Raw genomic sequence first — 13,117 nt, 5'->3', positions numbered from 1 at the left:
GTAAAAAATGGCTTATCAAGCACTTTATCGGGTCTGGCGTTCACAACGTTTCGATGACGTAGTAGGACAAAAAGCAATTACTCAGACACTGAAAAATGCGATAGTGCAAAAGAAAACATCTCATGCCTATTTATTTACTGGCCCTCGTGGTACAGGTAAAACCAGTGCCGCAAAAATTTTCGCTAAAGCGATTAACTGTAAACATAGTCAAGATGGTGAACCTTGTAATGTTTGTGAAACCTGTGTAGCCATTACGGAAGGTCGTTTAAATGATGTCATTGAAATTGATGCGGCGAGTAATAATGGCGTGGAAGAAATCCGTGATATTCGTGATAAAGCAAAGTATGCACCGACACAAGCCGAGTACAAAGTTTATATTATTGATGAAGTTCATATGCTATCAACAGGCGCGTTCAATGCACTTTTAAAAACCTTGGAAGAACCGCCACAAAATGTTATTTTTATCTTAGCAACGACTGAACCACACAAGATTCCGTTAACGATTATCTCACGGACGCAACGCTTTGATTTTAAGCGAATTAGTACGCAAGATATCGTCGATCATATGGCCCATATCATGCAGGAAATGGCTCTCGATTATGAGGAACAAGCCCTTTATGTGATTGGGCGTGCTGCGGAAGGTGGGATGCGAGATGCCTTGAGTATCTTGGATCAAACGATTTCCTTTAGTGATGAAAAAGTAACACTGGAAGATGCAATGCAAGTGACAGGCAGCCTAACCTATGAAATGATGGATCATTATATTCAGTGTTGTGTCGCCGGTGATGTTGAACGAGCATTAGAAGGCTTGGAAAGTATTTTAGGCGAAGGCAAAGAAGCGCGCCGTTTCTTAGAAGATTTGTTATTATATTGTCGAGATTTGCTGATGTATCAGCAAGCACCGAAGTTATTAGCAGAAAAAGCAGGAACTTTGACAGAAGCATTTAAGGAACTAGCTACACAAACGCCTGCTGAAAAAATCTTCCAACTAATCCAAATTTTAAGTGACACACAAAATGAGATCCGCTTTACCAACAATGCGAATATCTATCTGGAAGTAGCCACTGTCAAATTAGCTAAAACGGTGCAACCCAATAAACACAACACGCCAGAAACAGCTAATCAAGATGGTAGTGCAGAGGGAAATCCAGAATTAGCAGATTTACAAAATCAAATCGGGCAACTGAAGAAAGAACTGGCTGAATTAAAGAAACACGGTGTAGCTGCCAAAGAAGCAGATGCGCCACGTCAACAAGCACGACCACAAGCGCCAAAAAGTTCGTTCCGTGTACCCACAGAACGCGTATATCAAGTCCTAAACGAAGCGACTAGAACACATTTAATGAATGTGAAAAATGTCTGGGAAGACTTACTGCAAACATTATCTGTGACTCAACGAGCGATGCTCAAAGCTAGTGAACCTGTCGCAGCGAGTCCTAAGGGCATCGTGGTGGCATTTGACTATGAGATTGTTTGTGCTCGTGCAACAGACGATGAAGAGATGCAGTTAGCTTTCAATAATAATTTAAGCCGTTTGATGGACTATACACCAGAGATGGTCTGCATTACTAGAGAAAGCTGGCCAAAACTAAGACAAAGTTTTATTAACCAAAATCAGGGCAGTTTGAATCATTCTGAACCTGAAAATGAAATGGCTCGTCTAGCGGACGAACCGCCTGTAACAAATGAACATTCACAAGAAAATCCAGTAGTAGATGAAGCAATCGCTATGTTTGGTGAAGAGCTTGTCGAAGTACTAGATGATTAATATGAAGGAGTCGAGGAATTATGATGCGAGGAATGGGCAACATGCAAGGCATGATGAAACAAGTACAAAAAATGCAAAAAGAAATGGCCAAAGCGCAAGAAGCGCTAAATGAAAAAGAATTTATCGGTGAGGCAACCAATCAACTTGTGACAGCGACATTTACTGGTGATCGCACAATGAAAGATTTGATCATTAAAGAAGACGTGGTTGATCCTGAAGACGTTGATATGCTACAAGATTTAGTCATTATGGCTGTCAACGACGCGTTAGTAAAAATTGAAAAAGAAACTGAAGCGACTTTAGGCAAATACACCAAAGGAATGCCAGGATTCTAAAAAATAAGACAAACGAAAGTATGAAAAACGTCATGCCCAAAAAATCGAACTTTTTGGGCATGATGTTTTTTCTGTTTTTGTGGGAAAACTCTTTGGCAATTTTAGTAGTCGCTTCCAAAAAACTATGCTATACTAAAGCCAATTGAAGAGAAACATTTGGGGTGCTATTAGCTGAGATTATACCCATGGAACCTGAAACAGTTAGGACTGGCGCAGGGAAATGTCTTGAAATTTTGACCGATTATTGCACCCAACTACGTTTATTTGTGGTTGGGTTTTTCTGTCTTTTTCAGTCGCGCCTCCTTTTGCTTCTCGCAGAAAGGAGTTTTTTTACGTGGAAAAAAATCGAATCCACAGAGTTACGTTACTAGCTTTAATGATTGCGATGGACGTCGTATTATCGCCGTTAATGCGAATTGAGGGAATGGCCCCTATGTCCAGTGTCATGAACATTATTGCCGGAGTTTTATTAGGTCCTCTTTACGGAACGCTCATGGCACTTGTCTGCGGCTTAATCCGTATGACGTTCTTAGGTATTCCGCCATTAGCGTTAACAGGTGCCGTCTTTGGCGCGTTTTTTGCTGGTTTATTTTATCAATGGGGACAAAAATTAGGCTGGTCGATGCTAGGAGAAATTTTTGGGACAGGCATCATTGGCTCGTTATTGTCCTATCCTGTAATGGTTTGGTTTACTGGCAGTAAGCAGAATTTTTATTGGTTCATTTATACACCACGATTTATTGGTGCCACACTGATTGGTTCAGTGATTGCTTGGCTTGTCTTAGTAAAACTGAAAGAAACTCGGGTATTTAAACAAACACAGGAATTATTTTTAGGAGGGTACTTTTATGAAAACAAGCGTTAAGTTTGAAACGATTTTTCCACTGACAACGGCACCATTAATTCAGTGCATTACGAATGAAATTACGTGTGAGTCTATGGCGAATGCATTACTTTATATTGATGCTAAGCCCATTATGGCAGATGATCCCCGGGAATTTCCGCAGTTGTTTCAGCAAACCAGTGCCTTGGTTTTGAATTTAGGCCATTTATCACAAGAACGAGAGCAAAGCTTGTTAGCAGCTAGTGATTATGCTCGGCAAGTGACTAAACCGACCGTGGTCGATTTAGTCGGTTATGGCGCCAGTGATATTCGGAGTGAAGTCGGGGAAAAGCTGGTGCACAATCAGCCAACCGTTGTGAAAGGGAATCTTTCAGAAATGCGGACTTTTTGCCAGTTGGTGAGTCATGGCCGAGGAGTGGATGGCAGCCCTTTGGATCAAAGTGAAGAAGCAATTGAGGAGCTGATTCAAGCTTTACGTCAACAAACACAAAAGTTTCCCCAGACGGTATTTTTAGCAACAGGGATTCAAGATGTTTTGGTTAGCCAAGAGCAAGTGATTGTCTTACAAAATGGCGTTCCTGAGTTGGATTGTTTCACTGGCACGGGCGATTTAGTCGGCGCATTAGTTGCCGCTTTATTAGGTGAAGGCAACGCGCCAATGACTGCGGCAGTAGCCGCAGTGAGCTATTTTAATCTTTGCGGAGAAAAAGCCAAGACTAAGAGCCAAGGGCTGGCCGATTTTCGCCAAAATACGTTAAATCAGTTATCTCTTTTAATGAAGGAGAAGGATTGGTTTGAGGCGGTGAAAGGACGAGTGCTATGAGAGAGCAATTGAAAGTTTATTTGGTGACAGGACGGTATGATTTTAGTGATACTGAATTTTTAAAACGAATTGAAACTGCTTGTCGCAGTGGAGTGACATTGGTCCAACTGCGTGAAAAGGAAGTGTCAACACGGCGCTTTTACGAATTAGCAGTGAAAGTTAAAGCGGTAACAGATGCGTATCAGATTCCGTTGATTATTAATGATCGTGTCGATATTTGCTTGGCAGTGGATGCGGCAGGTGTGCATATAGGGGATGATGAATTACCGGTTGCTCTTGTGCGAAAACTGGTTGGGTCCACAAAAATCGTAGGTGTTTCAGCCAAAACGGTGGCACGAGGAGTTGAAGCGGAAAACGAGGGCGCTGATTATTTAGGCGTGGGCGCAATTTTCCCCACAACGACTAAGGACAGTCCGTTAACTTCTTTGCAGACACTTTCTGAAATTGCCGCAGCAGTCACGATTCCTGTTGTAGCGATTGGTGGAATCAAAGAAGAAAATATAGAACAACTTATGGGAACGAGAGTGGCTGGTGTTTCACTGGTCAGTGAAATTATGCTGGCTGAACAGATAACCGAGAAAGTTCAAGGGTTGATGCGTGTAACGGAGCGAATGTTGGAGGCGAGAAAATGACCGAATATAATTTGACCCCACAAGTAGTCACGATTGCTGGTTCTGATTCTGGTGGGGGAGCTGGCATGCAAGCAGATTTAAAAACATTTCAAGCACGGCAGGCATTTGGCTTAAATATTGTCATTGCATTGACGGCACAAAATACGTATGGCGTGCAAGATAGCTTACCGATTCCTAGTTCATTTATTGATGCACAATTTCAATCACTGGCGGCTGATTTTAAAATTGGGGCAGCGAAAACGGGGATGTTAGCAGATAGTGAGCGTGTCGAAGCTGTTGTTCGCAATTTGCAGAAAGTTGATTTTGGTCCGTTGATTGTCGATCCTGTAATGGTGGCTAAAGGTGGACATCATTTGTTAGAAGCCGAGGCAGTTCAAACAATTAAAGAGCAACTGTTGCCATTAGCAACGGTCGTGACACCTAATTTACCAGAAGCGGAAGTTTTACTAGAGACGACCATCAAGACAGAACAAGAAATGCAGACCGCAGCAAAAAAATTACAGCAATTGGGCACAAAAAATATTATTATGAAAGGCGGACATAGCACAAATCAACAAGCGGCTGATTATGTGTTAATGGAAGACGGTTCGAGCTTTTGGCTAAGTGCACCACGAATTGTAACGAAAAATACTCATGGAACAGGAGATACTTTTTCAGCGTGTATCGCAGCCGAATTAGCAAAAGGTACGCCGTTAGAAGCGGCGATTGTGATTGGCAAACAGTTTATACAAGGGGCCATTAGCCAAGCAATTTCTGTTGGACATGGTCACGGACCCACTAATCATTGGGCCCAATTAACGCAAGATATTCAAGTTATTAAAGCATAAGAAGAGCCTGGGGAAAAATCATTTTAGATTTTTCCCCAGGCTCTTAAATAGCTTAAAGCTCTTTTTTGATATAGTTTATAAACGTTTTGTTCACTAATCTTCACATTTTAAATAAATTTCTTGGCCTTGTTCTTGCAAATGAGCCACGTGGGATTCTCCCCAATTACATAAGTTATCTAAGACAGCAGAGAGGCTTTGACCATAATCGCTTAAATAATATTCGACTTTTGGTGGAACTTGGTTGTAAACTTTCCGCTCGATAATGTTGTCTTCTTCGAGTTCCCGTAATTGTTGTGTCAGCATTTTTTGACTAATGCCAGTAATGCCGCGTTTTAAATCGCTGGGGCGCATGGCGCCGTGCCGTAAATTACACAGAATAATTGGTTTCCATTTGCCGCCAATAACATCCATCGTTGCTTCGACACCAATCGCATATGTACGAGTTTCCAAAAAACATTCCTCCTTAATAGATTGATAATAAACAAAAGTTACTAAAAGGTACCTATGATACAAAAAAGTAGGTACTTATCAAAATTTCAATCTTAGTATATAGTAATTTTTGTTGAAATTCAAATGTTTTTTAGGAGGAAGAGAATGGAAAAGAAAATTTCACCAAATTTAACGCTCTTTGCATTAGCTATCAATGCTTTCGCAATCGGTTCAACAGAATTTATTAGTGTGGGTTTATTACCAATGATTGTTAAAAGTTTTCATATTAGTCTTTCCCAAGCAGGTTTGACTGTTTCTTTGTACGCTTTAGGTGTGACGATTGGGGCGCCGTTATTAACAATTTTGACAGGAAAATGGAATCGTCGCTCATTAATGCTGGGGATTATGCTTCTTTTCATTAGTGGGAATTTAATTGCTGCGTTTGCGCCAACGTTTATTATTTTATTGGTAGGGCGGATACTTTCTGCATTGGCGCATGGCATTTTCATGTCTGTTTCGACTGTCATCGCCGCAGATGTTGTGCCGCCATCACGTCGTGCCAGTGCCATTGCTATTATGTTTACGGGCTTAACGGTTGCAACAGTGACTGGTGTACCTTTAGGGACGTTTATTGGGCAACAAACAGCTTGGCATATGTCCTTTCTTTTTATAGCCAGTATTGGCTTGGTGGGACTGATTGCTAGTTATTTTTTAGTTCCCAAAAATTTACCGATACCAGGGAAGGTTGACATAAAAGGAATCACGCGGATTTTTACGAACAAACCCCTCGTTTTCTCTTTTCTAATTACTGCTTTTGGTTATGGTGGAACGTTTGCTGCATATACGTACTTGTCACCGTTATTGGAAAATTTAGGCTTTTCAGCCAACGCGGTAGTGATTATTTTAGTTGTTTATGGCGTAATGGTCGCAATTGGCAATACAGTAGGTGGTCACTGGGCAAATAAAAAACCTTTAGATTCGTTAGTAAAAATGTTTAGCTTATTAATTCTGTCCTTAGTCTTTTTATTCATTACTGTTTTAATGGATAACAGTCTTCTAGGCTTATTAGCAAGTTTGATGTTGGGTCTATTTGCCTTTATGAATGTACCTGGTTTACAACTATATGTTGTAGAATTAGCGGAAAAGTATGTTCCAAAAGATATCACTTTGGCCTCAGCTTTTAATATTGCAGCCTTTAATATTGGGATTACCGTTGGCTCAATGACAGGTGGGGTGGTCACAGATCATTTATCAGTAACATATACACCGATTTTTGGTGGTTTTATCGTGTTAATTGCTGTCTTGTTCGTACTTTATATTCGGAAGCAAGAAGAACAAAAAAACAACTATCTTTAGAAAACTAAAAAAAGCAGCTGGTCACTATGGAACTGACCAGCTGCTTTTTTTTAAGCTTTTTTGCGGAAATAATTCCAGCAAGCAATTAAAACAATTACTAATAAGGTTAACAAGAAAATCAGAGAAATGAGGGAGCCCATCGTTGTCCCCTGAGCAAAATTATCTGCGTGGTCTTGAGCGATATTAATAATCGTCGCTACAATGGCCGTCGCAATAGCGCCAGAAAATTGTTGAAGTGTATTAAATAACGTATTGCCGTCGCCAAAATCTTTCTCCTCTAACAAGCTCATACCAGTCGTCATCATATTACTGTATGCAAAACCTAGACCAATCATATAGGTAACATGTCCAGCGACGAATCCTAATAAAACAGGCATCTCTAGTAAAATTGTTAAAGCTAGCCAACCGATTGTCGCCAAACTTAAGCCAAATAATATAGGTTTTTTAGCGCCGTATTGATCCAACACTCGTCCAGAAAGTGGTGCCAAAATGGCCCCGACTGTAGCACCTGGCAGCATGACTAGCCCAGCTACAAACGCATTTTTTCCAAGGACGATTTGAACAAAGTTTGGTAAGACAAAGGAAATACCTAACAATAAGAATTGACAAACTAAAAAGCCACATAAAAATAAAACAAAGGCGGGATTTTTTAAAATTGTCAAACGTACTAGTGGCTGTTCAGCGGTCGTTGCTCGTTTATAAAAAATAACAAAGCCAATAACGGCTGCCAGAAGTGAAAGCCAGCCAAACAATGTGCCAATTTTACTTAAAAACATCAACAAACCACTAAATAACAGGGCAATACCAATTAAACTAACCAAATCAAGAGTGGTGGTTTTTTTAACAGGTATTTCTGGAATAGCAGATAATCCCATAAACAAAGAAAGTAGTAAAACAGGAATTAAGAATAAAAAGATGGCGTGCCAAGACAGGGAAGATGTTAAGATTCCACCATACGTTGGACCAATGGCTGGAGCAATTGAAGTGGTCAATGTGCCTACCCCCATCATCGTTCCTCGTTTTTCCAGCGGGGTAAAGTTCAAAATAATATGAAACATCAGTGGCAAAGCAATCCCAGTGCTAGCCCCTTGGAAGAGTCGGCCTAATAACAAGATACTGAAAGATGGCGAATAGACATCAATCGCTAAACCAATCAAAAAGAAAAGATTCGCAACAATAAATAAGCGTCTTAACGAATAGGTTTTTAATAAATAATTGGATAAGGGCACCATGATAGAAATAACTAATAAATAAATCGTTGTCACCCACTGCACGGTACCGGTGGAAACACCAAATTCCTTTGTTAATGTCGGAAAGGTTACATTCATTGCTGTTTCAATTAATACGCCAGCAAAAGACATAATTCCTGTCGCTAAAACGGCAGGGAATAATCGTACGTTTTTTTGTTCCATTTAATCACCTCTATAGTTTTCATTTTTTCGTAAAAAAATAGAAGCAGTTTCTATAAGAATAGAAACCGCCTCTCTCTCGACACGCAACTTGCGTGTTATCTGTACGATTTGTTTACATGTTGCATTGTAAACAGTTTTTAGGCAATCGTCAAGCAGAAAATAATTAACGTTGCATGAAGAAACTAATAATTGCAAAAATAGCAATGTGAGCTGGATAGAAAATATAAAAGAAATTCCGCATGCCACGGCCTTTTTCACCATTATAAAGAACAATTGGAATCGCTGCTAAAATCATCATCCATTGGTGGTTCACCCCGAATAGTTCTTGGAAATTATAGCTGGCTGCTGAAATCAACGCAACAACGCCAATTGCTGAAATTTGTAACCACTTTTTGCCATGGAATAAATAAAAAGCTACGGCCAAGAGAACAAATAAAAACCCACCTTCTGTCATCATTAGTGATGGCACAATCAGATTGAAAATTTGGAAACCAATTAAGATAGCAGGGTTGCTTAATATGTCTGGAGAACTAAAAACAACGAGAGGTAGGGCACTGATTAATAAAGGCACAATAAACCAAAGAAGCCCTTTACCAATTTGTTTTTGTTTAAAATAGTCCATAGACTGCATGTAGACCGTACCTAAAAATAACGTCCCAAAAATATTATTGATAATTAAGCCACCTGTTGAAAAATACGCATTTAAAATGCCGTTCAGAATCCCCATAATCCAGAAGCCTAACAATAACCGGAACATGTATTTTCGCCGATTGCTTGTGTGAATGAAGCCTTCAGAACTTTCAAATAAGAAAATAGGTGCAGCAATTCGTCCAATCCATCCGAACCAACCAGGCACGCCTAAAAAACTAAAAAATTGCAATAGATGGTCAAAGACCATTGAAATAACCCCAATGACTTTCAAATGAAAGCCAGTTAATGTTTTACCCATAGTATAAACGCCTCTCTTTCATAAAGAACAATATAACAAAGTTCATAAAAACCAACCATTTATTTGCCTAACAGTTATCTTACAAAATTGTTTGATTTCTTCAGCTTTTGATGAAAGAAAAAAGTGCCAAGACTAGTTTTTATAATTATTCTATGCTATAGTAAAAGTACATTTTAATAAAAAACATTTGGGGTGCTGTTATGGCTGAGATGATACCCATTGAACCTGATGCAGTTAGTACTGTCGCAGGGAAATGCCGATTTACTTTGATTTTTCACGCACTCATTCTGTCCTAGGATGAGTGTGTTTTCTTTTATCAGGGTTTATTTAAGTCACTCCTTTTGCTTTTTGTTAAGAGAAAGGAGTTTTTTTATTGAAAAAATGGTCATTGCAACAAGTCGTCTTACTCGCTTTTTTAGCCTTTTTGTTTGGCGGTGTTTTTATGGGGGCAGGGTTCCTCTATGCGTTATTGAATGCTGCGCTGTTACCATTAGGCTTGAGTCCATTTGCCAATGAGCTTTTATTTGGAATGTGGACCATGGTGGCACCAATTGCAGCGATGCTGATTCCACGAGCGGGAAGTGCTGTTTTGGCGGAAGTTTTAGCCGCTTTGGCAGAAATGCTTTATGGTTCGTATTTCGGACCTAGTGTATTAATTTCTGGTGTGATTCAAGGCCTAGGTAGTGAAAGTGGCTTTTTTGTGACACGCTACAAACGGTACGATACACTAACGTTATTTTATAGTGCGATTGGGACGACTATTTTTAGTTATGTGTATGAATACTTTAAGTTTGGTTATGGCAATTACGGTCTGGGGATGAACATTGCTTTAATTAGCGTTCGATTCGTTTCTATTTGTTTCTTTGGTATTTTCTTAACGAAGGTTATTTTACGAATGTATCAGTCTGCGCAAGGGTTAGCTGTGAAGGCAAAATGAATAGTATCCAATTAAAAGCTGTGTCCTTTTCACGAGAACAACCCTTGTTTGAAAAGACAAATTTAGCAATTCCTCAAGGAACGTTTTCCTTATTAATTGGCGATAGTGGTAGTGGAAAATCAACGCTCTTACGATTGATTGCCGGATTTGCTCCGCTTGATTACCAAGGAGAAATTTTGATTGAAGGAATGGAACGCCGACAATTATCAACTCGTGAAAAGGCGCAAAAAATTGGCATGCTGTTTCAAAACCCCAGTCAACAATTTACAATGAAAACCTTGGAACGAGAACTGATTTTTGCTTTAGAAAATCTAGGAATCCCGCCTGAAGAAATGAATCGAAAAATCCAAACAGCGCTTCAACTTGTTCAGACTCAAACCTTATTCACACGAGAATTAGCGACGTTATCTGGTGGTGAAAAACAAAAAGCGGCGTTGACAGTTCTGCTAGCAATGAACCCAGATATTCTTTTATTAGATGAACCTTTTGCAAGTATTGATCCAACCTCTCGAAAACAATTTATTCAAATTTTAGCAAGACTCCATCAAGCAGGCAAAACGATTTTGGTGTGCGACCACGATTTCAGCGATTACGCTGATGTTGTGGACCAAGTCGTCACGTTGAAAAATGGCCAGTTTGAAAAGCAACCGTTGACGTTTATCAAAACAAAACCGCAGACATTTCAGCTTACAACTTCTGTGGTAAAACAACCAATGCTCCAATTGAAAAATTTTCGTTTGTCTCAGGGAAAACGAGTGCTACTTGAAGAAAAAGAAGCGCTTTTTTTTAAAGGAATTACCACGTTGACGGGGCCAAATGGGGCGGGGAAATCCACCTTATTAAAAGCCATCGTTCAGAGACAAAAATATCAAGGGAAAATGTTCTTGGCAGGCCGCCGCTTGCGGGCTTCAAAAAAATTGTATCAACACATGACATTAGCGGTGCAACAAGCCAATCGTCAGTTTGTCACGTTGACTTTACGAGAAGAGCTTTTGTTTGGTCAGAACATGACAGCAGAAAAAAGAAGAAAACAAGAGGAAGCCTTAACTTTTTTAGGTTTAAAAGAAAAACTAGAGCACAGTGTTTTTCAACTAAGTGAAGGGCAAAAAAAGATGGTGCAATTAATTAGTTTGCTGAGCTTAGATTTGGACTGTTTACTTTTAGATGAACCTTTTGCTGGATTAGATGAGCGAGCATGCAATTATTTTGTTGAATGGATCAAAGAAAAAAGTGCGCAACAAGATTTTCTAATCGTCACGCATCGGCTAGAACCTCTCTCTGGCGTGAGCAATTATCGAATAGAATTGCTGCAGCAACAACTGATTATCTGGCAGGAGGGAACCACATGCAAATAAAGCAAACAAATGCAGCAATTTATGCTTCTTTGATTCTTATTTTGACCTTTGAATTATCTTTTTCTCAGTCAATTTTGGCAAATTTGGCGGTTTTTATGGGTTGTGTCATTTTTTTAATAGGCCAGCGAAAATCCCGCTTACTGCTTTGGTTATTTTTCTTGCCACTTTTACCAGCAATCGGGACGTTTTGGTCTATTTATTTGCATGGTACGAGTAGTCAACAAGCCTGGCTTTTGTTTAGCCGAACGTATGCCTTTGCCGGTTTAGGACTAGCTTTTGCTGTAGGTGTTGATTTTGAAGAATTATTGTTGTTATTGGAACAAAAGGGGCTAGCACCGAACTTTGTTTATGGAATTTTAGTGGTGGTTCACGCCTTACCGGAAGTGAAAAGAGAAATTAATGATTTAAAAGAAGCAAGCCTACTCCGTGGCAAAACGTTTCATTTTTGGTCGCCGATGCTTTATGTTAAAACACTGCTCGTCGCTGTTTCTTGGCGAGATAAATATACTGAAGCAATGTCTGCCCATGGCTATGAAGAAGGAGCCACCAGAAGTCGAAAAGAGCATTTTGTGTCAGCAAAAGTCAGTCTGGGGCTTGCTATTTTGATCATCATTTTTACAAATTTGTTTATTTTTCTAACGTAAAGGAGAAACCTATGACATTTACAGAACAAGCCAAAGATCAAGCGCAAGCTTCTTGGCAAGGGAGTTTTCAGCATCCTTTTATCACAGAATTACATGAAGGAACCTTGAGTCCAACGATTTTTCGCTACTATTTAATTCAAGATCATTACTATTTAAAACACTTTAGTCAACTTTATCGCTTGATTGCGGCACAAACGCAACAACCTCGATTGAAAAAATTACTCTTAACAAATGCGGAAAATCTCGCGTTGGGCGAATTAGCTATTCGTGAAACTTTTTTTGAAGAACTAGCGATTACGGAAGAAGAAGTTGCAGCGACACCGATTGCACCAACCGCGTATCACTATGTTTCTCATATGTATCGCCAACTTATTGAAGGAACGCCTAAGACGGCCGCAGCAAGTATGTTGCCTTGTTCTTGGCTCTATCAAGAAATTGGTGCACAGTTAGTCAAACAACACTCACCAGAGCCACTGTACCAACGTTGGATTGAAACCTATGCTGGGGAGGAAGCGTACCAACACGTCCAAGAGGAACGCCAACTGTTAGACCAATTATATGAAGAAAGTTCACCACAAGAACAAGCAGCTATGATCACCGCTTTTGTTATCAGCAGTGAGATGGAATACGCTTTTTGGGAAATGGCCTATACACACGAAACCTGGATTGGTTAATACAAAAGCAAGTCGTTTAGTGCTCGTAACTAACGACTTGTTTTTGTATTAGAAAGCAGTAATTGTCAGTTGCTTTTTTGACAGGGCGTGATAAGATATTCAGTGACGCAAAATCTGTTGTAACTCGCTCAG

At 39.8% G+C, this 13,117-nt stretch carries 14 protein-coding genes and 2 riboswitches; of the genes, 11 read left to right on the top strand and 3 right to left on the bottom strand.

Annotated features, from left to right (window positions below):
• Window positions 1-7: 7 nt before the first annotated feature.
• From dnaX to thiD, 6 genes are all read left to right on the top strand, one after another.
• Window positions 8-1,768: a DNA polymerase III subunit gamma/tau gene (gene dnaX, locus IGL42_RS10885; protein WP_033786549.1), complete on the top strand. Its 1,761-nt coding sequence runs from the start codon at window positions 8-10 to the stop codon at window positions 1,766-1,768.
• A gap of 20 nt (window positions 1,769-1,788) precedes the next feature.
• Complete coding sequence (locus IGL42_RS10880) at window positions 1,789-2,103, top strand: YbaB/EbfC family nucleoid-associated protein (protein WP_002384048.1); 315 nt, start codon at window positions 1,789-1,791, stop codon at window positions 2,101-2,103.
• A gap of 147 nt (window positions 2,104-2,250) precedes the next feature.
• Window positions 2,251-2,339: riboswitch (TPP riboswitch) on the top strand.
• Between the two features lie 140 nt (window positions 2,340-2,479).
• Complete coding sequence (gene thiW / locus IGL42_RS10875; RefSeq protein WP_002356342.1) at window positions 2,480-2,968, top strand: energy coupling factor transporter S component ThiW; 489 nt, start codon at window positions 2,480-2,482, stop codon at window positions 2,966-2,968.
• A complete protein-coding gene (locus tag IGL42_RS10870) occupies window positions 2,952-3,770 on the top strand; it encodes a hydroxyethylthiazole kinase (RefSeq protein WP_002368793.1) in 819 nt (272 codons plus the stop codon). The genes thiW and IGL42_RS10870 overlap by 17 nt, the downstream gene beginning before the upstream one ends.
• Window positions 3,767-4,402: a thiamine phosphate synthase gene (thiE, locus tag IGL42_RS10865; protein ID WP_010710678.1), complete on the top strand. Its 636-nt coding sequence runs from the start codon at window positions 3,767-3,769 to the stop codon at window positions 4,400-4,402. Before IGL42_RS10870 ends, thiE begins: the two co-directional genes overlap by 4 nt.
• Window positions 4,399-5,229, top strand: a complete 831-nt coding sequence (thiD, locus tag IGL42_RS10860; protein ID WP_002362487.1) for a bifunctional hydroxymethylpyrimidine kinase/phosphomethylpyrimidine kinase — start codon at window positions 4,399-4,401, stop codon at window positions 5,227-5,229. Before thiE ends, thiD begins: the two co-directional genes overlap by 4 nt.
• A gap of 93 nt (window positions 5,230-5,322) precedes the next feature.
• Here thiD and IGL42_RS10855 read toward each other — a convergent pair whose 3' ends face one another.
• Entirely contained in the window at window positions 5,323-5,679 is a 357-nt protein-coding gene (locus IGL42_RS10855; protein ID WP_002356348.1) for a winged helix-turn-helix transcriptional regulator, read from the bottom strand.
• 144 nt (window positions 5,680-5,823) lie between these two features.
• On the opposite strand from IGL42_RS10855, the gene IGL42_RS10850 reads away from it, so the two are divergent.
• Window positions 5,824-7,014, top strand: coding sequence for an MFS transporter (locus tag IGL42_RS10850; protein ID WP_010710677.1), 1,191 nt, complete (start codon window positions 5,824-5,826; stop codon window positions 7,012-7,014).
• 50 nt (window positions 7,015-7,064) lie between these two features.
• Here the strand turns inward: IGL42_RS10850 and IGL42_RS10845 are convergent, their stop codons facing one another.
• Complete coding sequence (locus tag IGL42_RS10845) at window positions 7,065-8,426, bottom strand: MFS transporter (RefSeq protein WP_002362334.1); 1,362 nt, start codon at window positions 8,424-8,426, stop codon at window positions 7,065-7,067.
• 163 nt (window positions 8,427-8,589) lie between these two features.
• A complete protein-coding gene (locus IGL42_RS10840) occupies window positions 8,590-9,375 on the bottom strand; it encodes a TraX family protein (protein ID WP_002356353.1) in 786 nt (261 codons plus the stop codon).
• 178 nt (window positions 9,376-9,553) lie between these two features.
• Window positions 9,554-9,644, top strand: a riboswitch (TPP riboswitch).
• A gap of 104 nt (window positions 9,645-9,748) precedes the next feature.
• Between IGL42_RS10840 and IGL42_RS10835 the strand changes: the two genes are divergently transcribed.
• Genes IGL42_RS10835 through tenA form a run of 4 tightly spaced genes read left to right on the top strand, consistent with a single transcriptional unit; the run spans window position 9,749 to window position 12,985 of the window.
• Window positions 9,749-10,312, top strand: coding sequence for an ECF transporter S component (locus IGL42_RS10835; RefSeq protein ID WP_002359429.1), 564 nt, complete (start codon window positions 9,749-9,751; stop codon window positions 10,310-10,312).
• Window positions 10,309-11,667 (top strand): ABC transporter ATP-binding protein, encoded by a 1,359-nt coding sequence (locus IGL42_RS10830; RefSeq protein ID WP_002392851.1) that lies wholly within the window; start codon window positions 10,309-10,311, stop codon window positions 11,665-11,667. Before IGL42_RS10835 ends, IGL42_RS10830 begins: the two co-directional genes overlap by 4 nt.
• Complete coding sequence (locus IGL42_RS10825) at window positions 11,658-12,311, top strand: CbiQ family ECF transporter T component (RefSeq protein ID WP_002362491.1); 654 nt, start codon at window positions 11,658-11,660, stop codon at window positions 12,309-12,311. Before IGL42_RS10830 ends, IGL42_RS10825 begins: the two co-directional genes overlap by 10 nt.
• A gap of 11 nt (window positions 12,312-12,322) precedes the next feature.
• Window positions 12,323-12,985 (top strand): thiaminase II, encoded by a 663-nt coding sequence (tenA, locus tag IGL42_RS10820; protein ID WP_002379778.1) that lies wholly within the window; start codon window positions 12,323-12,325, stop codon window positions 12,983-12,985.
• Window positions 12,986-13,117: the final 132 nt, after the last annotated feature.

It is taken from the genome of Enterococcus sp. DIV0712 (assembly GCF_050554855.1).
In the GTDB taxonomy this organism is placed as follows: Bacteria; Bacillota; Bacilli; order Lactobacillales; family Enterococcaceae; genus Enterococcus; species Enterococcus faecalis.
The sequence above is the reverse complement of the archived record's forward strand: the minus strand, read 5'-3'. Positions and strand labels throughout refer to the sequence as shown.

Excerpts from the sequence above, each read along its gene's own strand:
- dnaX (WP_033786549.1), top strand. The coding sequence starts at position 8 with ATGGCTTATCAAGCACTTTATCGGGTCTGGCGTTCACAACGTTTCGAT.
- IGL42_RS10880 (WP_002384048.1), top strand. The coding sequence starts at position 1,789 with ATGATGCGAGGAATGGGCAACATGCAAGGCATGATGAAACAAGTACAA.
- thiW (WP_002356342.1), top strand. The coding sequence starts at position 2,480 with ATGATTGCGATGGACGTCGTATTATCGCCGTTAATGCGAATTGAGGGA.
- thiE (WP_010710678.1), top strand. The coding sequence starts at position 3,767 with ATGAGAGAGCAATTGAAAGTTTATTTGGTGACAGGACGGTATGATTTT.
- IGL42_RS10840 (WP_002356353.1), bottom strand. The coding sequence starts at position 9,375 with ATGGGTAAAACATTAACTGGCTTTCATTTGAAAGTCATTGGGGTTATT.
- IGL42_RS10825 (WP_002362491.1), top strand. The coding sequence starts at position 11,658 with ATGCAAATAAAGCAAACAAATGCAGCAATTTATGCTTCTTTGATTCTT.
- IGL42_RS10845 (WP_002362334.1), bottom strand. The coding sequence starts at position 8,426 with ATGGAACAAAAAAACGTACGATTATTCCCTGCCGTTTTAGCGACAGGA.
- IGL42_RS10850 (WP_010710677.1), top strand. The coding sequence starts at position 5,824 with ATGGAAAAGAAAATTTCACCAAATTTAACGCTCTTTGCATTAGCTATC.
- tenA (WP_002379778.1), top strand. The coding sequence starts at position 12,323 with ATGACATTTACAGAACAAGCCAAAGATCAAGCGCAAGCTTCTTGGCAA.
- thiD (WP_002362487.1), top strand. The coding sequence starts at position 4,399 with ATGACCGAATATAATTTGACCCCACAAGTAGTCACGATTGCTGGTTCT.
- IGL42_RS10830 (WP_002392851.1), top strand. The coding sequence starts at position 10,309 with ATGAATAGTATCCAATTAAAAGCTGTGTCCTTTTCACGAGAACAACCC.
- IGL42_RS10870 (WP_002368793.1), top strand. The coding sequence starts at position 2,952 with ATGAAAACAAGCGTTAAGTTTGAAACGATTTTTCCACTGACAACGGCA.